This is a genomic window from Rhizobium sp. RCC_161_2, from assembly GCF_041355235.1.
Taxonomy (GTDB): domain Bacteria; phylum Pseudomonadota; class Alphaproteobacteria; order Rhizobiales; family Rhizobiaceae; genus Rhizobium.
In genome coordinates this window covers 48,428-68,178 of the sequence record NZ_JBFUPL010000014.1, presented here as the reverse complement: position 1 = coordinate 68,178, position 19,751 = coordinate 48,428, and the positions used below count along the sequence as shown (strand labels likewise).

At 60.7% G+C, this 19,751-nt stretch carries 18 protein-coding genes; 5 read left to right on the top strand and 13 right to left on the bottom strand.

The features are described from left to right. Positions 1-72: 72 nt before the first annotated feature. The 5 genes from AB6803_RS28045 to AB6803_RS28025 form a co-directional block, all read right to left on the bottom strand. Positions 73-573 (bottom strand): GNAT family N-acetyltransferase, encoded by a 501-nt coding sequence (locus AB6803_RS28045; RefSeq protein WP_371111970.1) that lies wholly within the window; start codon positions 571-573, stop codon positions 73-75. A gap of 19 nt (positions 574-592) precedes the next feature. Next, complete coding sequence (locus AB6803_RS28040; protein WP_371111969.1) at positions 593-1,486, bottom strand: carbohydrate ABC transporter permease; 894 nt, start codon at positions 1,484-1,486, stop codon at positions 593-595. Positions 1,487-1,491: 5 nt separating this feature from the next. Further along, entirely contained in the window at positions 1,492-2,382 is an 891-nt protein-coding gene (locus AB6803_RS28035; protein ID WP_371111968.1) for a carbohydrate ABC transporter permease, read from the bottom strand. After that, positions 2,379-3,494, bottom strand: a complete 1,116-nt coding sequence (locus AB6803_RS28030; RefSeq protein ID WP_371111967.1) for an ABC transporter ATP-binding protein — start codon at positions 3,492-3,494, stop codon at positions 2,379-2,381. The genes AB6803_RS28035 and AB6803_RS28030 overlap by 4 nt, the downstream gene beginning before the upstream one ends. Before the next feature lie 112 nt (positions 3,495-3,606). After that, on the bottom strand, positions 3,607-4,863 hold the full coding sequence (locus tag AB6803_RS28025) for an ABC transporter substrate-binding protein (RefSeq protein ID WP_371111966.1): 1,257 nt from the start codon (positions 4,861-4,863) through the stop codon (positions 3,607-3,609). 207 nt (positions 4,864-5,070) lie between these two features. Here AB6803_RS28025 and AB6803_RS28020 point away from each other — a divergent pair, with 207 nt between their 5' ends. Next, complete coding sequence (locus AB6803_RS28020) at positions 5,071-5,823, top strand: GntR family transcriptional regulator (RefSeq protein WP_371111965.1); 753 nt, start codon at positions 5,071-5,073, stop codon at positions 5,821-5,823. A 78-nt stretch (positions 5,824-5,901) separates the two neighbouring features. Here the strand turns inward: AB6803_RS28020 and AB6803_RS28015 are convergent, their stop codons facing one another. From AB6803_RS28015 to AB6803_RS27980, 8 genes are all read right to left on the bottom strand, one after another. Then, a complete protein-coding gene (locus AB6803_RS28015; protein ID WP_371111964.1) occupies positions 5,902-6,249 on the bottom strand; it encodes a helix-turn-helix domain-containing protein in 348 nt (115 codons plus the stop codon). Positions 6,250-6,258: 9 nt separating this feature from the next. Next, positions 6,259-6,504, bottom strand: coding sequence for a type II toxin-antitoxin system RelE/ParE family toxin (locus AB6803_RS28010; protein WP_371111963.1), 246 nt, complete (start codon positions 6,502-6,504; stop codon positions 6,259-6,261). 155 nt (positions 6,505-6,659) lie between these two features. Then, positions 6,660-7,691, bottom strand: a complete 1,032-nt coding sequence (locus AB6803_RS28005; RefSeq protein ID WP_371111962.1) for a GH25 family lysozyme — start codon at positions 7,689-7,691, stop codon at positions 6,660-6,662. Between the two features lie 180 nt (positions 7,692-7,871). After that, positions 7,872-9,059 (bottom strand): galactarate dehydratase, encoded by a 1,188-nt coding sequence (locus AB6803_RS28000; protein WP_007690404.1) that lies wholly within the window; start codon positions 9,057-9,059, stop codon positions 7,872-7,874. A gap of 80 nt (positions 9,060-9,139) precedes the next feature. Next, on the bottom strand, positions 9,140-10,861 hold the full coding sequence (locus AB6803_RS27995) for an ABC transporter ATP-binding protein (protein ID WP_371111961.1): 1,722 nt from the start codon (positions 10,859-10,861) through the stop codon (positions 9,140-9,142). Positions 10,862-10,868: 7 nt separating this feature from the next. Then, positions 10,869-11,990, bottom strand: coding sequence for an ABC transporter permease (locus AB6803_RS27990; protein ID WP_371111960.1), 1,122 nt, complete (start codon positions 11,988-11,990; stop codon positions 10,869-10,871). A 9-nt stretch (positions 11,991-11,999) separates the two neighbouring features. Then, a complete protein-coding gene (locus AB6803_RS27985; RefSeq protein ID WP_007690398.1) occupies positions 12,000-12,986 on the bottom strand; it encodes an ABC transporter permease in 987 nt (328 codons plus the stop codon). Positions 12,987-13,115: 129 nt separating this feature from the next. After that, entirely contained in the window at positions 13,116-15,056 is a 1,941-nt protein-coding gene (locus AB6803_RS27980; protein ID WP_371111959.1) for an ABC transporter substrate-binding protein, read from the bottom strand. A 213-nt stretch (positions 15,057-15,269) separates the two neighbouring features. On the opposite strand from AB6803_RS27980, the gene AB6803_RS27975 reads away from it, so the two are divergent. The 4 genes from AB6803_RS27975 (at position 15,270) to AB6803_RS27960 (ending at position 19,749) form a co-directional block, all read left to right on the top strand. Further along, positions 15,270-15,983, top strand: coding sequence for a FadR/GntR family transcriptional regulator (locus AB6803_RS27975; protein ID WP_371112005.1), 714 nt, complete (start codon positions 15,270-15,272; stop codon positions 15,981-15,983). Between the two features lie 98 nt (positions 15,984-16,081). After that, positions 16,082-16,981: a dihydrodipicolinate synthase family protein gene (locus tag AB6803_RS27970; protein ID WP_371111958.1), complete on the top strand. Its 900-nt coding sequence runs from the start codon at positions 16,082-16,084 to the stop codon at positions 16,979-16,981. 77 nt (positions 16,982-17,058) lie between these two features. Then, entirely contained in the window at positions 17,059-18,645 is a 1,587-nt protein-coding gene (locus AB6803_RS27965) for an ABC transporter substrate-binding protein (RefSeq protein ID WP_371111957.1), read from the top strand. Positions 18,646-18,651: 6 nt separating this feature from the next. After that, positions 18,652-19,749: an ABC transporter permease gene (locus AB6803_RS27960; protein WP_371111956.1), complete on the top strand. Its 1,098-nt coding sequence runs from the start codon at positions 18,652-18,654 to the stop codon at positions 19,747-19,749. Positions 19,750-19,751: the final 2 nt, after the last annotated feature.

The following is a 19,751-nucleotide window of genomic DNA, read 5'->3' as shown; positions in this document are numbered from 1 at the left end:
CATAAGACAACGCCGCCTGGATGAGGTGATCTCCAGGCGGCGTTCATTCTTCCAGTCGTGGCTGCATCGATGTCAGTCGGATTCCGACACTTCGCTCGGATTGGCAAGCGGCAGCATGCCGCGATAGATGCCAGGTACGGAGCCTTCGATCGGGATCGCGCCAACGCTCCGGCGATAAAACTCCATCGGCCCGGCGCCGCCGATCACGCCATAAGCGTAACCCTGGGCATACATGTCCAGAAGCGTCGTCAGCAGCAGGGCCTGGCCGACACCCTTGCCGCGCATCGACGGATCGACGCCGGTCGGCCCGAAGAAGCCCTTCGCGGTCGCCTCATGGCATGCGAAGCCGACGAGCACGTCATCTTTGATCGCGATAAAGCAGGATGGCGGCTGGCGCATGGTGGCGGCCGTCGCCTCCGCCGCCCAGCCCGCGCCGAACAGCGGCTGGATCCAGGAAGTCAGCGCGCTGAGTTCCGGCGCCAGAACCCTGCGAATGACGATCCCCTCGCTGTCCATGCGCTTCTGCAGCGCCGGGTCCGGCTTCAATTCATAGAGCTTAACAAGCATGTCCATCGGTCTATCCTTTGCCGCCTCAGCCTTTCACCGCGCCGGCCGTCAAACCGGCAACGATCCGCCTCTGGAAGAAAAGGACCACGATGATGAGCGGTAGCGTCACGGTGACGGAGGCTGCCATGATTTGCCCGAAAGGATATTCGAAGCGGCTGGTGCCGGCAATCAGGCCGATGGCGACCGGCACGGTGCGGTTTTCGTCGGTGAGGGTGAAGGTGAGAGCGAAGAGGAATTCGTTCCAGGCGAGGATGAAGGCGAGGATGCCGGTGCTTGCAAGCGATGGCCCCATCAGCGGCAGGAGTATCTTCATGAGAATCCGGAAATGCGAGCAGCCGTCGATGATCGCCGCCTCTTCCAGCTCGCGCGGGAATTCGCGGATGAAGGTCGTCAGGATCCAGGTGGTAAACGGCACGGTCGACAGCAGATAGGTCAGCACCAGTGCGCTCGGGCGATTGAAGAGCCCAAACCAGTTGATCAGCTCGAACATGCCCGACAGCACGACCACCTGCGGGAAGATCGAGACCATCAACACGATCATCAGCATGGCGCGACGCTGCGGAAAGTCGATGCGGCCGAGCGCATAGGCGGCGCTTAGCCCGATGATGAGGGACAGAAAGGTCGTTGTCGTTGCGACATAGACGGAATTCAAAAGGGACCGCATGAACACCGGATTGTCGATCAGCTGCCGGTAGTAGGTAAAGTCGAAGGCCGGCAGCAGCGCCGAATGGTAAAGTGCAGCACCCTGCTTGGTTGAGGAGACGAAAGCCCAGTAATAGGGAAAGAGCGTGTAGAAGAGCACGAACAGGAGTGCCACGATCTGCAGGGCCCTGACGCACCGCCGTCTCATTCGATAGTAAGAGGACGACTTGCGCTGGGGTTTTTGGATGCCGGATCCTTGCATGGTTGCGTCTGCCATCTGCGTCAGTGCCCCGCTGCCCGGTCGAGGCGAAGCACCCCGATGATGATGATCGCGGCAAGTGCCACGAGCAGAAATACCCAGGTCGATGCGGCCGAGCCGACGCCGAGTTCCTGAAAGCTGATCAACCTGTCGCGGGCGTAGATCGATACGGTCATGACATTCTCGTTGCTGGCGGCCATGACATAGGCAAGGTCGAACATTCTGAGCGCGTCGAGCACGCGAAACAGCACCGCCACGCCGATGGCCGGTCGCAGCATCGGCAGGGTGATCGACCAGAACCTTTTCCAGGCTGGGATACCATCCACCTCCGCGGCCTCGAAGATTTCCGGCGAGATCAGCTGCAGGCCGGCGAGGATCAGCAGCACCATGAAGGGCGTGGTCATCCACACGTCGACGAAGATGACGGCGCCCATGATGAGCGAACTGTTGGCCGTCCACGCAATGCCATGGTCGATGAGGCCGAGTTCGATGAGCAGCTTGTTGATCACGCCGAACTGATCGTTGAGCATCCATTCCCAAATCTTGGTGGAGACGACAACGGGGATCGCCCAGGGAACGAGAATGGCGGCGCGGGCAAGCCCCCGGCCGGGGATCGCCTCGTTGACGAGAAGCGCGATGGCGATCCCGAGGACGGTTTCGATCGCAACCGAGATCACGGTGAAGACCAGGGTATTCTTTACGGCGACCCACCAGCCGTGATCCTGGATGACCTCGATGAAATTATCGAAGCCGATCATAGAATAGGCCGAGGGATTGTCGAGATAGGCATCCGTAAAGGCGAAGAAGAAGGTGCGAACGAGCGGCCAGAGGGCGACGACCAGCATCACCACGATAATGGGAATGAGAAACAGCCATGCGGCTCGGTGATCCCGGCGGGCGAGTCGAGCGCTCATCGATCGTTTGCCTCCCCGGGCTGCGCGGACGGACGATCAAGTACCAGGCGCCTGCCCTCGGCATCGAAGACAAACATGGCCGCATCAGTAAAATCCAACCCGACAGGCTTGCCGATGAGATGTGGCCCGGGTGCTGTCGCAAGCCGGATCACCCAGATGATGTCGTCGGCGATACGGCAATAGCCGAAATGCTCGTGTCCCAGATCCTCGACACGCTCCAGCGTACAGACCATACGGCCTTCGATGGCGTCGACGAGGCGCAATGCTTCCGGCCGGATGCCGATTGCGGCGACGGGCTCAGCCGAAGCCTCTACCGCCGCGCCGATGGAAAGGCCGCCAGCCCCCTCGATCCGGTTGGCGCCCGCCGCCTGGCGCATTGCGACGGGCAGGAAATTCATACGCGGACTGCCGATGAATCCAGCCACGAAGCGGTTGTCTGGCGCATGATAAAGCTCTTGTGGCGTTCCGATCTGCTCGATACGGCCATGATTGAGAACGACGATCCTGTCGGCGAGCGTCATGGCCTCGGATTGATCATGGGTCACATAGATCATCGTCGTCTTGAGATCGTCATGGAGCTTGGCGATCTCCATACGCATTTCCATCCGCAAGTCGGAATCGAGGTTGGAAAGCGGCTCGTCGAAAAGGAATATCTCGGGCTGGCGTACCAGCGCCCGGCCGATCGCCACACGCTGGCGCTGGCCGCCGGAGAGCTCCCGTGGCCGGCGCTCGAGCAGATGATCGACCTTCAGCATGCGTGCGACGGACGCCACCTTCTGCCGGACCGCATCGCGCCCCATGCCTAGGGTTTCCAGGGCAAAGCCGATGTTGCGCGCGACGCTCATATGCGGATAGAGCGCGTAGGACTGAAAGACGAATGCGACGCCGCGCTTGGAGGCAGGCACATCGGTGACGTCGTCACCTCCAATGCTGACCACGCCCTTCGATGCGGAGATGAGCCCGGCGACGATACGCAGAAGCGTCGACTTGCCGCAGCCGGAAGGGCCGACGAAGACGACGAATTCGCCGTCATTGATCTGGAGATTGACGTCTTGAATAACGCTATGCGTACCAAAGCTCTTTGAAACGGATTCAAGCGAAACCGATGCCATTTTACACCCGGGCCTTAGGATCATGGAAGGCTCGCCACCTCTAGGCGGCGAGACAGTGGCTCGTTTTGGCCGGCGGGAAGATGAGATCTTCCCGCCGGCGCTCAAGCTGGTGTCAGCGGCTTTCCTTGAGTTTCTCAAGCCGGCCAGCAAGCGACGTCAGGCCGGATTTGATGTCGGCGCCGCCAGACAGCATGTCATGGACGGTACGATAGAAGGCCTGCGACACCCTGTTGTAGCTGGTGCCGGTATAGCCGGACGGGCGCACGGCGCTGTCGGCAAACGCCTGCTGGTTGTCCTTGAGGAAGGGGATCTTGGCCAGGATCTCGGGATCGCTGTAGAGCGCCGGGATGGACGGATTGACCGCGTCCTTGAGCGCGCGCATCTTTTGCATGTCCGGGCCGGTGATGAAGTTGACGAAGTCGGCGGCGACCTTCGGCTTGGCGGAGTATTTCGACACGCCGTAATACATCGGGCCGAGGCAACCGCTGGACTTCTGGCCTTCCTTGCCGACTGGCAGCGGCATGACGCCGACCTTGTCGATGATGGCGCTTCCCGCCTGGTGCGACGTGCCCCAGACATAGGGCCAGTTGCGGTGGAAGACCGCATTGCCGGATTCGAAGATCGCCCGCGAGGCTTCCTCGTCATAATTCAGCACGCCATCGGGGCTGATCGTGCCTATCCAGCTCTTGGCCTTGCCGATTGCTTCCGCGGCCTGGGGATTGTCGATCGTTACCTTGCCGTCGTCGGAAATGATCGTGCCGCCGCCGTTCGAGGCGATGAGTTCGATGGCGTCGCAGGTCAGCCCTTCATAGCTCTTTGCCTGCCAGGCATAGCCCCACATGTCGCCGTGGCCGGCAGCGCGCTCCTTGTCCTGGATTTCCTTGGCGGTCGCCGCCAGTTCATCCCATGTCTTGGGCGGCTGCTTGCCGTATTTCTCCAGAAGATCCTTGCGATAGAACATCAGCCCGACATCCATATAGGCGGGCATGGCGACGAGGTTGCCGCCCAGTTTCGCGGCATTGAGCGTGGAGGCAAAATGCTTGTCCTGATCGGCCTGCGGGATCAGCGTCTTCAGATCGAGCAGGTTGCTCTTGAACATGCCGAGCCAGATGACGTCGAGAAACAGGACGTCGACATCGGTCGATTTTGCCGCAAGCAGCTGCTGATAAAGCGGGATCGCATCGTCCAGCAGCGCGGGCATCTTGTTGATCTTCGCCTCATTGCCTGTCTTCTCCTTCCAGGCATTGGCGACGTTGGTGCACAATTCGAATTCCGTCGGCGCGCAGAAGACGGAGATCGTCTCGGCATGGGCCGAGACCGTCCAGAGGCCGGCGCAGAGCGAGAGGGCAGCAAGGCTTTTCTTAAACATGAACTGTTCCCTTGATTGTGATAACGCTTTGGCATCGTGCGGAACTCTATGGCTCCTTGACGTTAATAGGACTGGTTATGACCAGTCATGTCAATATGGACTTTCAAGAGATTTGCGTCAAAGATGGCAAAGGCCTGAATGAGGTCGCGAGGGAAACGGCATTTGAATACGCGCCAGAGCAAGGGAACGTTGATTGAAACACAAGACATGGTTGACCGAGGCGATCCGCGCCCGCTGCACAAGCAAGTGTACGAAGCCTTGCTGGCGTCCATCCGCGATGGCAAGCTTCCCTTGCGTGGCAAGCTGCCGTCCGAGCGCGAGCTTGTCGATCTCTACAATGTCAGCCGTATCACGGTTCGCCATGCCATCCGCGAATTAATCCAGCAGGGCGTCGTCCAAAGCCAGCCCGGCAAGGGGCTTTACGTCACCGAGCATGGTGGCGGGTTCGAGCTGCAGGTTCTGAAAAGTTTTACCAGCACCGCATTGGCCAACGGCCGCAATCCCGGCCACCGTCTGATCGAAGCCAGCATCGTCCGCGCGCCGCTCGACATAAGCCGTCCGTTGTTCCTCGCGCCCGGTGCGGAGGTGGTCGTGCTGACCAGGTTGCGTCTGATCGACAATATACCGGCCGTGATACAGACCGACTGGATTCCCGCTGGCCGTGTCACTGGCCTGCTCGATCTCGACTGGGGCGTTGCCAACCGTTCTCTTTATGCGGAACTGCGCGAACGCTATCGGATTTATCCGAAGCGCGGACAAACGACGCTGAGTGCGCGCATCGCCACCGATGAGGAAACGACCATACTGGAGCTCACGCCGCCTGCCGCCGTTCTGACCGTCGACCAGATCGCCTTCGACGATCGCAATCGGCCGGTGAACATGACGGCGCTCGTGCATCATCCGGCCCGTTATCCGTTGACGCTGCTACAGTCGGAAACCGGCGATTTTACGCAATATTGAACTGGCTCGTGCTTGGTGGTTGATCTCGCCGGTGATCATCACTGATTTCCTCCTCCGATATGGAGGTGTGGAGCGGTGTCAAGTCAGATCGTCCAAGCTTAGCATCAGAACGCGGGCAATGGCTTTGAGGGCTTCGATCGAGCCTGCTTTTCTGCCGGTCTCGATCTCGGACATATAGGGCTGGGACAAGCCGGTTTTCTCGGCAAGCTCCGCCATCGTCAAGCCGCGATGCTTGCGGAAAACGCGAACAGGGTTCTCGCCGGCGATCAGCGCGTTGACGATATCAGCAGGCCACGTTTCCTCGCCGGCATCAACGCGAGCCTTGACGGCACGGGCTTCGGCGGTATCCAGCAGGTCTTCATAATCTGCTTCGGGCATCAGCACGTAGCCCTTGCCTTCAATGGTAATGCGGTTGATTTCGCCCATGATGGCCTCCTATTCCTTGTAAATATCACCGCGAGGTCCGGCCTTGACAACCAGTACCAGCATGGTCTGATCGTCGATGATGACGCGATCCTGACCGACGCGGATACGAAAGAACTCGCTGCCTTGCAGCTTTTTCAAATCGACCACTTCACCACGGGCGAAAGCTTCGACCTTCGCGACGATCGCAGCAGCGCGATTGGCTTGCATTTTACGAAGAGCGCGCGTCGCATCTTTGCTGTAAGCGATCTTTTTCATCTAAATTAAATAGCATTTAGCGATATTGTGCGCAAGCGGAGGTGTCGTGATGGGGAGCAGCTTTACCGATAGGACTTCGCTACGAGCCGATATCCTATCCAGACGTAGTTCCAGCGGTTGGCTCGCATTGTGTTGTTATCGCATGCTCAGTCAGCTCAGTTCGTCGCCACCCATTTGTGCCATTCGTCTTCGCTACCATGGAAGGCATTGAGGTCGATACGACCTTCGACGCCATGCGACAGGCCGGAGCCTGAATATTGCCAGAACAGCCACTTGCGGCCCGGATAGACCTTTGACGGATGTTCCGCCACCGCGCGCAGCCAGAAGGGGTGCTCGAGAAACGCCCCCCTCAGGTTGTCGCGATAAAAGTCCGGCGCGGTATAGATGATCGGACGCTGGCCGTAGTACCGTTCCAGCTTGTCCATGAAGGTCTGCATTTTTTCGAGGACGCGTTCGCGCGAGACGCGTTGCTTGCAGCTCGATTCGCCGTTCCACTCGACATCGATCACCGGCGGCAGCGCGCCGGCTTCCCTCGGAACGTTGCGGATGAACCAGTCGGCCTGTTCGCCGGCGGTCCGGCACCAGTAGAAGAAGTGATAGGCACCGCGCTTCAGCCCGGCCTCCTTGGCCTTGCGCCAGTTCTGCCTGAACATCGGGTCGAGATGATCTCCACCATCGGTCGCTTTGATATAGACGAAGTTCGCGCCCTGCGTTTGCAGCGTCTGCCAGTCGATATCGCCCTGCCAGCGGGAAACGTCGACACCGTGCACGGCAAGCTTTCTCGGCGAGGAGACGCCGAAATTGATCGGTTTGGCGTCGCGAAAACGGCGGGCGTAGATCGGCGAACGCGCCTGCGGCGCTATGCTGCTGATCCTAGGGTTGGCCGGCATCAGCATCGCAACGGGTCTTTCCGATGGAAGCGGCATGCCCTCCGTCTTGCTTACCGACAGGAACGCTTGTGGGCGCGGACCTGGCGCTGATGGAGCGTATAAGCCCTGCTGCTGTTCCGCCTGCGCAATCACTTCGCCGACACTTACTGAGGGCACGGGGCCGTCCGACCGGGCAATGGAATTCGTCGTTTCGGCTGATGGTAGACCGGCTGCGAGGTCGCCCGCACCGGAACTGGTGGAGCAACCTGACAATGCCAGGGAGGCAAGAAGGATCGCTGATACAGCCGAAATACGCATAGGAGCCCGCACGCAAAACAAGGATCGACAGCACAATCGATGCCGTCGGGAGTTCACCAGCTCGTATTGCTAACGGACAATTACCAAAAAAGACTGAATCCAATCTTTACGGGCTCGTTTTAGGTGCGAGCCGGGCCGGCATGGTGGCCATCGAGGCAGAATGCCGGCCCAACCGATCACTCAGGCAAAGGCATAGGAGCCGTCTGGACGTTTCGGAACACGGCGCTGCCAATGGATGTAGCCTTCCTCTTCCATCGCCTTTTCGTCCATCTCGACACCCCAGCCGGGCCTGTCCGGCCTGAGCTCCAGGTAGCCGTCCTTCGGCAAATAGGGGTCGACGACATAGCGCGTTTCGCCCTGCCGCTTTTCGATATCCTTGCCGCCGTAGACATAGGCCTGGCCCTTGGGCAGGCGGTATTCGAGGATGCGGAAGTTCTGCGTGGCGGCAGAGAAATGAACATTGACGGCAGTTGCCAGCGGACCCATCGGATTGTGCGGCGCCACCCCGACGAAATAGGCTTCGGCAAGGGTCGCAATACGCCGCATCTCGCTGATGCCACCGACGACGCAGATGTCGGGCTGGATCAGGTCGGCGCCCTTGACCTGAAGCAGGCGCAGGAATTCGTTGCGATTATAGAGCGACTCCCCGGTTGCCAGCACGCAGTTCAGCCCCTGTTTGAGGTCGCCCCACATGTCGATATTTTCTGGCCGCAGCGGCTCCTCGTAGAAAAGTGGATCGTAGGGTGCCAGCGCATTGCCGAGCTGCCTTGCGGCAACCGGCTCGAAAATCTGCGCATGCGCGTCGAAGGCGATCTCGTAATCGTCGCGCACGGTCTCGCGCAGCGAGCGGAAATAATCCGCCGACGCCTTGACCACATTACCCCAGCGATGGGCGTGGATGTCGACACGCCATGGGCTGAGCTTGAAGGCGGTGAAGCCCCATTCGGCATTGAGACGATCGAATTCGTCGCGGGCGGCCGGTGCATCCGGCGCGGTATAGACGCCGGCATAGACCTTGACGCGGTCGCGCACGGCGCCGCCGAGCAGCTTGTAGACCGGAACATTCGCCGCCTTGGCGGAGAGATCCCACAGGCAATGGTCGAGCGCTGAGATGGCGGAAAGGCCGAGCGCGCCAGGCGGGAAGCGGCTTTGCTGGATGAGCAGGTTCACCAGATAATCGATACGGGTCGGGTCCTGGCCGGAGAGGAAACCGTAGAGATAATCGAGAATAGGTGGGAGTGCCTTGTCGGGACCATGATTGTAGCATTCGCCCCAGCCCGTCAGGCCGTCATCCGTGTCGAGTGCGACGATAACGCGGGGGCGGTCCTTGTCCCGGGTCATGAAAACCCGCATGCGGTCGATCTTCATCTGTCTGTCCTTCTATCGATTGCAACGATCATGGTGCGGAAGGGAGCTCCGCGCATGAGGGGGTATCGGCGCGATCCTTGTCACGCGGTACTTCCGTTTTTCAGCACGTCCGGTTCGACGTAGCGGAAACGCCGCGAGTGATCGCGATCACGCGGATCTGGGCGGGGAATGGCGGAGATGAGTGCTTGCGTATAGGCGTGCTCGGGCGTGTTGCAGACCTTGTCCGCATCGCCGACTTCGACGAGCCGGCCCTTGTACATCACGCCGACACGGTCGCACATGTAGCGGATGACGCCGATGTCGTGGCTGATGAAGATATAGGCAAGGCCGAGCTTGTCCTGCAGCCGCATCAGGAGGTCGAGCACCTGTGAACGGACGGATACGTCAAGCGCAGAGGTCGCCTCGTCGGCGACGATGATGCGCGGATTGAGGGTGATGGCACGAGCAATGCCGATGCGCTGGCGCTGGCCTCCGGAAAAGGCGTGCGGATATCGTTCGCGTGTCTTCGGGTCGAGGCCCACCTGTTCCATCAGATCGCAAACGCGCTCGTCGAGGGCTCGGCCCCTGGCAATGCCGTTGACGAGCAGCGGCTCGCCGATGATCTGCGAGACCGTCATGCGCGGATTGAGGGAGCCGAAGGGATCCTGGAAGACCATGCGCAATTCGCGTCGTGCGGCCGCGAGACTCTCGCCCTTCGCGGTCGCCAGATCGACAATGCCGCCATCGGCGCGGCGATAGAGGATCTCGCCGCCTGTCGGATCGAGGAGGCGCATGATCGAGCGGCCCATGGTGGTCTTGCCGGAGCCGCTCTCACCAACGATCCCCAGCGTTTCGCCCGGAAGCAGCGATATGGAGATGTCATCGAGCGCTCTCACTTCGCCGAAGGTCATCGACACGTTGCGCAGTTCGAGAATAGGCGCTGCCGTCCTGTCGAGCGGTGGCCGCGCCAGCCTGATCTCGGCCTTCTCCTCGAGCTTCAGGACGGAGCCGATCAGCATGCGCGTATAGTCGTCCTTCGGCGCGTGAAAGATCTGCTCGACCGGCGCATATTCCTTGGCGACGCCGTTGTGCATGACCAGCACATCATCGGCGATCTGTGCCACGACGCCCATGTCATGGGTGATGAACAGCACCGCCATGCCATAGGCCTTTTGCAGTCGCGCGATCAGGTCGAGGATTTCGGCCTGCGTGGTCACATCGAGCGCCGTGGTCGGCTCATCGGCGATCAGGAGCTGCGGCTTGCAGGCGAGCGCCATGGCGATCATGGCGCGCTGGCGCATGCCGCCCGAATACTGAAATGTGTATCGGTCCACCGCTTTGTCCGGCGATGGGATCTCCACCTGTTTGAGTAGGGATATAGCCTCAGCGCGAGCTTCTGCCTTGCTCATTTTGGTATGAAGGCGAAGCGCCTCGATGATCTGGTCGCCGACCGTGTGCACCGGCGAGAGCGAGGCCATCGGCTCCTGGAAGATCATCGCGATGTCGCGCCCGCGAATGGCGCGGATCTGCCGGCCGCGCGGATTGAGGCTGACAATGTCGATGGAGCTTCCGTCCGAGCCGTTCAGGATGATAGAGCCGCTGGCGATGCGGCCAGGCGCATCGACGATCTGCAGGATCGAGCGTGCCGTCACCGATTTGCCGGATCCGCTCTCGCCGACGACACAGAGCGTCTTTCCCGGCTCGATCGAGAAGGAGAGGTTGTCGACCGCGCGGAAATTGCCAGTGCGCAAGGGAAAGTCGACGCTTAGGTTCTTCACCTGCAGAAGCGGCCTGACGCCGGCCATGGAAACGATATCGGTCATGCCGGCCTCATTTGTTATAGGGGTCGGCCGCATCGCGCAGGCCATCGCCGAGAAGATTGAGCGCCATGACGGCGATGACGACGGCAAGGCCCGGCATGAAGAGCCATGGCGCCGTGGCGATCGAACGGATGTTCTGGGCCTCGCGCAGCAACACGCCCCAGGAGATCGTCGGTGGCTGCAGGCCGAGCCCCAGGAAAGACAGTGACGTTTCTGCTAGGATCATCGCCGGCACGGCGAGCGTGATCGACGCGATGATATGGCTGGCAAAGCTCGGCAGCATGTGACGAAAGATGATCCGGCTCTCACGGGCGCCGTCGAGCCTTGCCGCGGCCACGAATTCTTCCGTACGCAGCGACAGGAAGCGGCCCCGGACGACGCGGGCGAGCTGCGCCCAGCCGGTCAGCGACAGGATGATGGTGATCATCATGTATTGCAGTGCTGCCGGCCAGCCCTGCGGCAGGGCTGCCGCCATGGCGAGCCAGATCGGGATCGTCGGCAGCGACAGCACGAAATCGATCAGCCGCTGGATGAAGAAATCGAGCCGGCCGCCGTAATAGCCGGAGATGCCGCCAAGTACGATGCCGAGCAGCAGCGAGAAGAAGACGCCGACAAGGCCGATCGACAGCGAGATCTGCGAACCCTGTACCGTCCGGCTGAAGACATCGCGGCCAAGCCGGTCGGCGCCGAAGAGCAGGAGAGGGGTGGTTTTGTCGGATGAGGCAAGCAGATGGATGTTGGAGTTGAAAAGACCCAGCACCGAATATTCGTAGCCACGCCCGAACAGGCTGACATCGACCCGCTTCGTCCTGTCTTCCTTGAAGATGGCGGCCAGCGTTTCCGGGTCGCGGGTGAGCTTCAGCGGATAATAATGCAGGCCGAAGGAGAAGCCATTATCCGTATCGATGAAATGCAATTGCTGCGGCGGATGAAAGGTCGCCCGCGCATTTTGCAAAGTCGGGTCGTTGATGGCGAAGAAGCCCGGGATGATGGCGACGATATACATGATTACGGTGACGACGAGGGCCACCATGGCAAGCTTGTGCCTACGGAAGGCCCACCAGATCAGCTGCCATTGCGAGGCGACGGCGGCGCGGTCCGGCGGAATATTTGTGACGGCGATGTCGGCCATGGGCGGCTCCTATTCCAACCGGATGCGGGGATCGACCAGCGCGAGCAGGATGTCGCTGATCAGCGAGCCGATCAGCGTCAGCGCGCAGATCAACAGCACGAAGGCGCCGGCGAGATACATGTCCTGCGCCATCAGCGACTGCAGCAGCAGCGGTCCCGCCGTTGGCAGATTGAGGACGATCGCCACCACGACGGAGCCGGAAATCAGGTTGGGCAACAGCCAGGCAATCGTCGAGATGAAGGGATTGAGCGCGATCCTGAGAGGATATTTCACCAGCAGCCGGAACTCGGAAAGACCCTTCGCCCGCGCCGTCGTCACATAGGGCTTCGGCAGTTCGTCAAGCATGTTGGCGCGCATGACGCGGATGAGGCTTGCCGTCGAGGAGACGGCAAGGATGATGACAGGCAGCCATAGATGCGTGAGAAGGTCGAGCATCTTGGCGATGCTCCAGGGCGCGGTCTCGTATTCAGAGGAAAACAGGCCGCCAACGTCCTGGCCGAACTCCACGGCCGCGACATACATCAGCACCAGCGCCAGCAGGAAGGACGGAATGGCAAGGCCGAGGAAGGTGAAGGCGGTGAAGAGATAGTCGCCTATCGAATATTTCTTGACCGCGGAATAGACGCCGATCGGTAGCGCGATCCCCCAGGTGGCGATCAATGTCGCCAGCGCCAAAACCAAGGTCAGCGCCATGCGCTCCCAGATGAGGCCCGAGACCGGCTGTTGCCATTCGAAAGAGATGCCGAAATCGCCGCGCGACAGGATGCCCCATATCCATTTGATATATTGCACGATCATCGGCTGATCGAGGCCGAAGCGCTCGCGCAATTGCGCCGCTGTGTTCTGATCGACGACCTCGTTCGAGGAGGCGAGCGTGGCGATATAGGTCGTCACGTAGTCGCCCGGCGGCAGCTGGATCAGCACGAAGGCGAGAAAGCTGATCGCGAAGAGCGACGGGATCATCCACAGAAGGCGTTTGGTGATGAAGACCAGCATGAAGCGTCCCTATCCCTGCATTAAACGCCGCTCTTCGAAACTGGCAGGCCCAGGAAGGCCCATCATTGGCGTTGAGCGGCGCGCTTGAAAATGGCGCCGCCCGCGAGGGGCGGCGCTGGGTCGGCAAAATCAGCTTGTGAAGGTAAACTGCTGCGGCAGCGCCGGTCCCGGATTGGGCCATGACCAGCTGTCGGGCTGCTTCTCCGGCACATTGCGCAGATTGTTGCGGATGATGCCGAAGCCGCCGACGGCAAGGCACAGGCCGACGGTCTCGAATTCCTCTGCGGCGATATCGAAGATCTGCTTCATGGCCGCACCGCGCTTGTCGAGGTCGGCGGTTGATCGCGCTTCGTCGAAGAGCTTCATGCGCTTCTTCTGGCTCTCCGGCGGCTCCTCGCCCTGCTTGCCGTTCGACGTGTACCAGACCGACCATGGAATGGCGTAACGCGAGCCTTGCGGATGGAAGGCGAAGAAATCGCGTGGGTCGAGCATCGGATCGAGGCCGCCAGGCCCCGGCCAGACCTGCGCGTCATGGGCATTGTCGTCGCCGCGCGTATAGTAGAGCGCGCGCTCGATCGTGTTGACCTTCATGTCAATGCCGATCTGCGCCCAATGCGCCTTCACCAGTTCCAGCGCGTCGACGAGATCTGGATAGAGCGTCGGGATAACGTCGATGGCAAAGAAGATCTTCTGGCCGTCCGGCCTCAGTCGGAAACCGTTGCCGTCCTTCTTGTCGTAGCCTGCCTTGTCCAGCATCGCGCCCGCCTTGTCGGCATCATAGTCGGTGAACTGGCGCGCGAGTTTTTCGTGATACCAGGGATGTTCGGGACGCGGCCCGGCCTGATAGCCCTCGCTCTGGCCGAAATAGACGATGTCGATCACTTCCTGGCGGTTGATGCCGAGTGACAGCGCCTGCCGGAAGGACTTGTCCGCGAACATCTTGCGCATGGCCGGGTCTTTATGCGTGATGTTGAAGTAAATCTGGCATTGCTGCGAGGTGGAGGGCACGAGCGTCAAAAGGCGGTAATCGCCCTTCTTCATGTTCTGCGAGAGCGTCGGCTTGTTGGCCAACACGCTGATGTGGCGCTCCTGAATGTCGATCTTTCCCGAGATGACGTTGAGCATCAGGGATTCGACGTCCTGTGAAATGCCGAAGTTGATCTCGTCGATATAGGGAAGCTGGTTACCCTCGGTGTCGGCCTGCCAGAAATAGGGGTTGCGGGTCATGACGACGCGCGTGGCGCCACCGGTATAAGGCTCCTTCACGACCCAGGGGTCGAGTGTCGGCTTATCGACATTACCCCATCGCGACGGGATCTCGATATCGCCGCAGCGCGCGCGGAAAAGCTCGGGCCAACTGCTGACGCCCGCCTTCTTCGCGTCCTCGGCGACGTTCGGATTGTATTTCGGCAGGAACTGGCTGCAGTAATGTTTCGGAAACAGCGTCGGATGCTGGCCGAGCGGTGTTGCAAGGTTTTCCAGATAGAGCGCATTGGGTGCGGCAAAGGTGAATTTCACCGTGAAGTCGTCGATCTTCTCGACATTGACCACCTTGCCCGCGACCGACAACTGCGCAGGTGCTGCGCTGTAGAGATCTGTATTCTTGACGCAGTCTTCGATGGCGAAAACGACGTCGTCGGCGGTGAAGGGATGGCCGTCCGACCAGCGTGCGCCCTCGATCAGGTGGAAGGTGAATTGCGAGGCGTCGTCATTGACCTCCCAGCGCTCGGCAAGATTGGGCAGAACCTTGGTGAATTCCATGTTCCAGCGCACGAGGCTCTGATTGCCCACCATGCGCAGGATGCCGTTATGGTCCGACGAGCCTCGGAGGCCGCGGCGAAGGGTTCCGCCATAGGTGCCGACCTTTTCGAAAGGTGTCACGACCATCGGCTTTTTCGGCAGCCGGTCGGCGAGCGGCGGCAGCTTTCCGCCCTTGACGAGCTCGGCCAATGCGGGGGCTTCGCCGCCAGCGGCAGCGGCTCGGCCGGCAAGGGACAAGGCCGCAACGCCTGCCATGCCCCCGAGAACGGCGCGACGTGTCACGCCGCGAGACAGTATTTCATCGCGCATCCATATCCCTCCCGTTTGATGCCGGCATGACTTTGTCTGAACCGGCGCGACAGGCTCCCGACCCATCGCGAGGCGTCCTTTTGGCGCCGCGAGCAGACCATAGATACGTTCTCAGATAATTACAAGAGTTGACAGATATTAACAGATTTAGTAGCCCTGCCGCCTAGAAAATGGGTTGAACCTTGTCGCCGGGCGGCAAAACAAAGGATGATGATGACATTGTCGGCCGTCACTGCACCGGACGGGGGCGCAACGCGCTTCGGCGACATCATCTACGAGAAGATCGTGGGAATGATCGCGGACGGAAACTTCCCGGTGAACGAAAGATTGCCGTCGGAAGAAAAGCTTGCCGTCATGTTCGGGGCGTCGAGGCCGGTCATCCGCGAGGCGCTGGAGCGCCTGAGGGGTGACGGCCTGATCGTCTCGCGCAAGGGGTCTGGCTCCTATGTGCGGCAGCGGCCGGATTCGTCCGTGCTGAAGATGGTGCCGGTCGGCTCCCTGGCCGATGTGCAGCGGTTTTTCGAATTTCGCGCCGGCCTCGAGGCGGAAGCGGCCGAGCTTGCCGCACGCAACTGGCAGCCGGCGGACAAGGAACGAATTTCAGCCGCTCTTCTCAACATCGAGCAGTGCCTGAGCGACGGCAAGCTCGGCGCCGAAGAGGATCAGGCGCTGCACGATGCGATCGCTATGGCAACCGGAAACCAGTTTCACATCACGCTTCGCGAATGGTTCAAGCCGCATTTCGCCATCGGGCATTCCGTCACGCGAAGCCTGAGCCTCAAGCGCACGGCCGAACAGATACGCACCGTTCAGGACGAGCATGCGGTGATCGTCAAGGCGATCTTCGAACGGCAGGAAACCGAGGCGCATGACGCGATGAAGCGACACATATTGAACGCTCGCGCCCGCATGTTCCAGGGGGTCTGAGCAGCAGTGGGAGGAAGGGATGATGCGGCGACCGGCTATGACCGATGCTGCCGCCCTTCCATTTCGATCATCGGTGGAGAGCTAGCAAGGGGAAGAAGATGAGCATCGCAACCATACGCCAGGCGCTGAAAGGTGTGTCCGGTGTTCCCGTGACGGCCTATGACGATAGAGGCGAGGTCGAACCCCGGATCACCGCGAAGGTCTATAGCCGGGTCGCGGCTGCCGGCATCCACAATATTGTGGCTGCGGGAAATACCGGCGAGTTCTACGCCCTGACGCCAGAGGAAATCCGTCATGTCCACGAGGCGGCGGTTGCAGGCGTCGACGGCAAGGCACCGGTGACAGCGGCGATCGGCAGATCTCTGCGCGAGGCGATCGCAATGGCAAAGAATGCCGCTGTGATCGGTGCATCCGCGGTCATGTCGCATCAACCTGTCGATCCCTTTGCCGCACCCGCAGCCCAGATCGATTATTTCTGTGATCTTGCGGAGGCCTCGCCCTTGCCGCTGGTCGCCTATGTGCGCGCCGACGGCTTCAGTGTCGACGACATGGTGCGCCTTGCCGGCCACGCCAACATTGCCGGCATCAAGTTCGCGACGACGGATCTGATGCTGCTCTCCAGGGCCATAGCAGCCTCGGATCCGGCCGGCGCATTGTTCGTCTGTGGTCTCGCCGAGAGCTGGGCGCCGACCTTCACCGCCGCCGGTGCGCGCGGCTTTACCTCCGGTCTGGTCAATGTCGCGCCGCAATTGTCGCTCGCCGTCCTCGATGCGCTGGACAGGGGTGATTTTGCCGCGGCGCGTGCGATCGTCAACAAGCTCGAGCCGTTCGAACGCATGCGTACGAAATTCCGCAATGGCGCCAACGTCACGGTGGTGAAGGAGGCGGTGACCTATTCGGGTCTCAATGTCGGCCCCGTGCGCGTGCCGGGATTGCCGCAGCTCGATCGGAAGGACCGGGAGGAGCTGCATCGTCTGCTGAAGGACTGGGAGGGGTAAGCGTACCGAGCCTGTGCGCTGCTAGAGACTGCAAAGGCGTGGGCGCTGCCGGCGCGAAAAGATTGGGAGGTCTTGAAATGTTGAAGAGCTTGCTGACATCGGTGTCAATCGCCGCTGCCTTGATTGCTGCGCAGCCATCGTTAGCCGCATCGCCGCCGAACATGCTGGTGATCGGCACCAATCTGACCGGCATCCGCACACTCGACCCGGCGCAGAACAATGCACGCACGGTGTCCGAGCTGATCTCCAATCTCTACGACAATCTGGTGCAGCTCTCCCCGGACGACCTCCAGACGCTGAAGCCGATGCTCGCCACCAAATGGAGCGTCTCTCCCGACGGTAAGATCATCACCCTGACGTTGCGTGACGATGCGACCTTCCAGAGCGGCAATCCGGTGACGGCGGAAGATGCCGCATGGTCCATTCAGCGCGTCATCAAGATGGGGCAGGTCGGCTCGACCGATATCGCGCCCTGGGGCTTCACGGCCGGGAATGTCGACAAGCTGATCCGGGCCAAGGATGCTCACACGCTGGAGATCGAGCTGCCGCAGGCCGTCAATACCGATCTCGTGCTCTATTCGCTTGCCGGATCATCGATCGGTATCATCGACAAGAAGACGGCCATGTCGCATGAGGCCAACGGCGATTTCGGCGGTACATGGCTTTCCGCCAATTCGGCAGGCAGCGGGCCGTTCACACTGGCGCAGTGGCGGCCGAACGACGTCGCGATCTTCAATGCCCGCAAGAACTATTGGGGCGGCGCTCCGGCCATGACACGCGTCGTTGCCCGCCATATCCCGGAATCGGGCAATCTGCGCCTGCAGCTGGAGGCCGGTGACGTCGATATCGGGCAATATGTTTCAAGCGGCGATCTCGATGCGCTCGCCACCAACAAGGCGATGGTGATCGACAATGTTCCGGGCCTCGGCTTCTACTATATCGCGCTCAACCAGAAGGATCCGGATCTGCAGAAACCCAAGGTCCGCGAGGCGTTCCAGCATGCCTTCGACTGGAAGGCGATTTCCGACAACATCATGCGTTACACCGGCTTTCCCTGGCAATCGATGATCCCGAAGGGGATGATCGGGGCGCCGGAAAATGCGACATCGCGCTATGATTACGACCCGGCCAAGGCCAAGCAATTGCTGGCAGAGGCAGGCTATCCGAACGGGTTGAAGAAAGTGCTCAATCCATCGGCGGCGGCAACCTTGCCCTTTACTGAGGCGCTACAGGCAAGTGCCCGCGCAGCCGGGATCGATCTCGATCTGGTACCGGGCGAATTCATCCCCGCCTTTCGCGAGCGCAAATACCAGGTGCTCCTCGGCAATTCCGGCGCCCGGCTTCCCGATCCCTTCGCGGTTGCCACGCAATATGCCTACAATCCGGACAATAGCGACGAGGCGCGTCTCGGCAGCTATTATCTCTGGCGGGCCGGTATGAAGGTGGACGAGCTCAATACGCTCGTCGATCAGTCGATGAAAGAACGCGACACGGCCAAGCGTACCGACCTCTTCAAGAAGATGGACGGCATCTATGGCGGTATGGACTCCCCGCTGATCATCTTCTTCCAGCGCACCGATCCCTATGTCATGCGCACCAACGTCAAGGGCTACCATGGGCATACGACCTGGTCGACGCGCTGGCATGACGTGACGAAGGAGTAATCGCCCGTGACGAGCGCCGAGCTGACATCGAAACGTGATTCCCGAGGTCGTGTGGATCGGGATGCGTTCGCGGATACGCCGCCGCATCCGCTGGTCGCCCTCCTGCGGCGATTGGCGGGCCGCGTCGTGGCGATCGTCACCACGCTGCTCGGGCTACTATTTCTTACCTTTTCGATGGGACGCCTGCTTCCGGCCGATCCGGTGCTTGCCATTACTGGGTCGGAGGTGAGCAAGGCGGTCTATGATCGCGTCTATAACGAGCTCGGGCTCGGCCAGCCGATCTGGATGCAGTTCCTCACCTATGTTGGGAAGATCGCGACCGGCGATCTCGGCACCTCGGCCACGACCGGCCAGCCGATCCTGACCGATCTCCTGAGCATTTTCCCGGCGACCATCGAGCTTGCCATCATCGCCATGATCATCGGTATCGTCGTCGGCGTCCCGCTCGGCATCACCGCAGCCGTCAGGCGCGGCACGATCCTCGATCACATCGCGCGCATCGTCGCCCTTGCCGGCCATTCCATTCCAATCTTCTGGATGGGGCTGATGGCGCTTTTCATCTTTTACGCCAAGCTCCAGCTCGTCGGCGCGTCGGGCCGGGTCGATGTGCTGTACGAGGGGCTCGTAACGCCGGTCACTGGCTTTCTGCTGATTGATTCCGCCATGGACGGCCAGTGGGACGTGTTTCAAAGCGCGCTCGGCCATATCATCCTGCCGGGGGCGATCCTCGGCTATTATTCCGTCGCCTCTATCTGCCGCATGTCGCGCAGCTTCATGCTGGAGCAGCTCGGCCAGGAATATATCGTGACGGCAAGGGCAAAGGGGCTCGGACGGCGCAAGGTCGTCTGGCGCCATGCCTTTCGGAATATCCGTGTCCAATTGCTGACGATCATGGCGCTGACCTTCGGCGGATTGCTCGAGGGCGCGGTGCTGATCGAGACGGTTTTCGGCTGGCCTGGGCTCGGCCAATATCTGACGCGTGGGCTGCAGATGAACGACATGAATGTCGTCATGGGCGCCGTGCTGACGATCGGCGCCGTCTTCCTCACCATCAATATCATCTCGGATGTGCTTTATCGCATTCTTGATCCAAGGACACGGTGACG

What these genes read in the sequence shown, in the direction of transcription:
- AB6803_RS27975 (WP_371112005.1), top strand. Translation starts at nt 15,270, where the DNA reads ATGACATTGTCGGCCGTCACTGCACCGGACGGGGGCGCAACGCGCTTC.
- AB6803_RS28040 (WP_371111969.1), bottom strand. Translation starts at nt 1,486, where the DNA reads ATGGCAGACGCAACCATGCAAGGATCCGGCATCCAAAAACCCCAGCGC.
- AB6803_RS27970 (WP_371111958.1), top strand. Translation starts at nt 16,082, where the DNA reads ATGAGCATCGCAACCATACGCCAGGCGCTGAAAGGTGTGTCCGGTGTT.
- AB6803_RS27990 (WP_371111960.1), bottom strand. Translation starts at nt 11,990, where the DNA reads ATGGCCGACATCGCCGTCACAAATATTCCGCCGGACCGCGCCGCCGTC.
- AB6803_RS28045 (WP_371111970.1), bottom strand. Translation starts at nt 573, where the DNA reads ATGGACATGCTTGTTAAGCTCTATGAATTGAAGCCGGACCCGGCGCTG.
- AB6803_RS28005 (WP_371111962.1), bottom strand. Translation starts at nt 7,691, where the DNA reads ATGCGTATTTCGGCTGTATCAGCGATCCTTCTTGCCTCCCTGGCATTG.
- AB6803_RS28015 (WP_371111964.1), bottom strand. Translation starts at nt 6,249, where the DNA reads ATGGGCGAAATCAACCGCATTACCATTGAAGGCAAGGGCTACGTGCTG.
- AB6803_RS28010 (WP_371111963.1), bottom strand. Translation starts at nt 6,504, where the DNA reads ATGAAAAAGATCGCTTACAGCAAAGATGCGACGCGCGCTCTTCGTAAA.
- AB6803_RS27985 (WP_007690398.1), bottom strand. Translation starts at nt 12,986, where the DNA reads ATGCTGGTCTTCATCACCAAACGCCTTCTGTGGATGATCCCGTCGCTC.
- AB6803_RS28000 (WP_007690404.1), bottom strand. Translation starts at nt 9,059, where the DNA reads ATGAAGATCGACCGCATGCGGGTTTTCATGACCCGGGACAAGGACCGC.
- AB6803_RS28035 (WP_371111968.1), bottom strand. Translation starts at nt 2,382, where the DNA reads ATGAGCGCTCGACTCGCCCGCCGGGATCACCGAGCCGCATGGCTGTTT.
- AB6803_RS27965 (WP_371111957.1), top strand. Translation starts at nt 17,059, where the DNA reads ATGTTGAAGAGCTTGCTGACATCGGTGTCAATCGCCGCTGCCTTGATT.
- AB6803_RS27980 (WP_371111959.1), bottom strand. Translation starts at nt 15,056, where the DNA reads ATGCGCGATGAAATACTGTCTCGCGGCGTGACACGTCGCGCCGTTCTC.
- AB6803_RS28020 (WP_371111965.1), top strand. Translation starts at nt 5,071, where the DNA reads ATGGTTGACCGAGGCGATCCGCGCCCGCTGCACAAGCAAGTGTACGAA.
- AB6803_RS28025 (WP_371111966.1), bottom strand. Translation starts at nt 4,863, where the DNA reads ATGTTTAAGAAAAGCCTTGCTGCCCTCTCGCTCTGCGCCGGCCTCTGG.
- AB6803_RS27995 (WP_371111961.1), bottom strand. Translation starts at nt 10,861, where the DNA reads ATGACCGATATCGTTTCCATGGCCGGCGTCAGGCCGCTTCTGCAGGTG.
- AB6803_RS28030 (WP_371111967.1), bottom strand. Translation starts at nt 3,494, where the DNA reads ATGGCATCGGTTTCGCTTGAATCCGTTTCAAAGAGCTTTGGTACGCAT.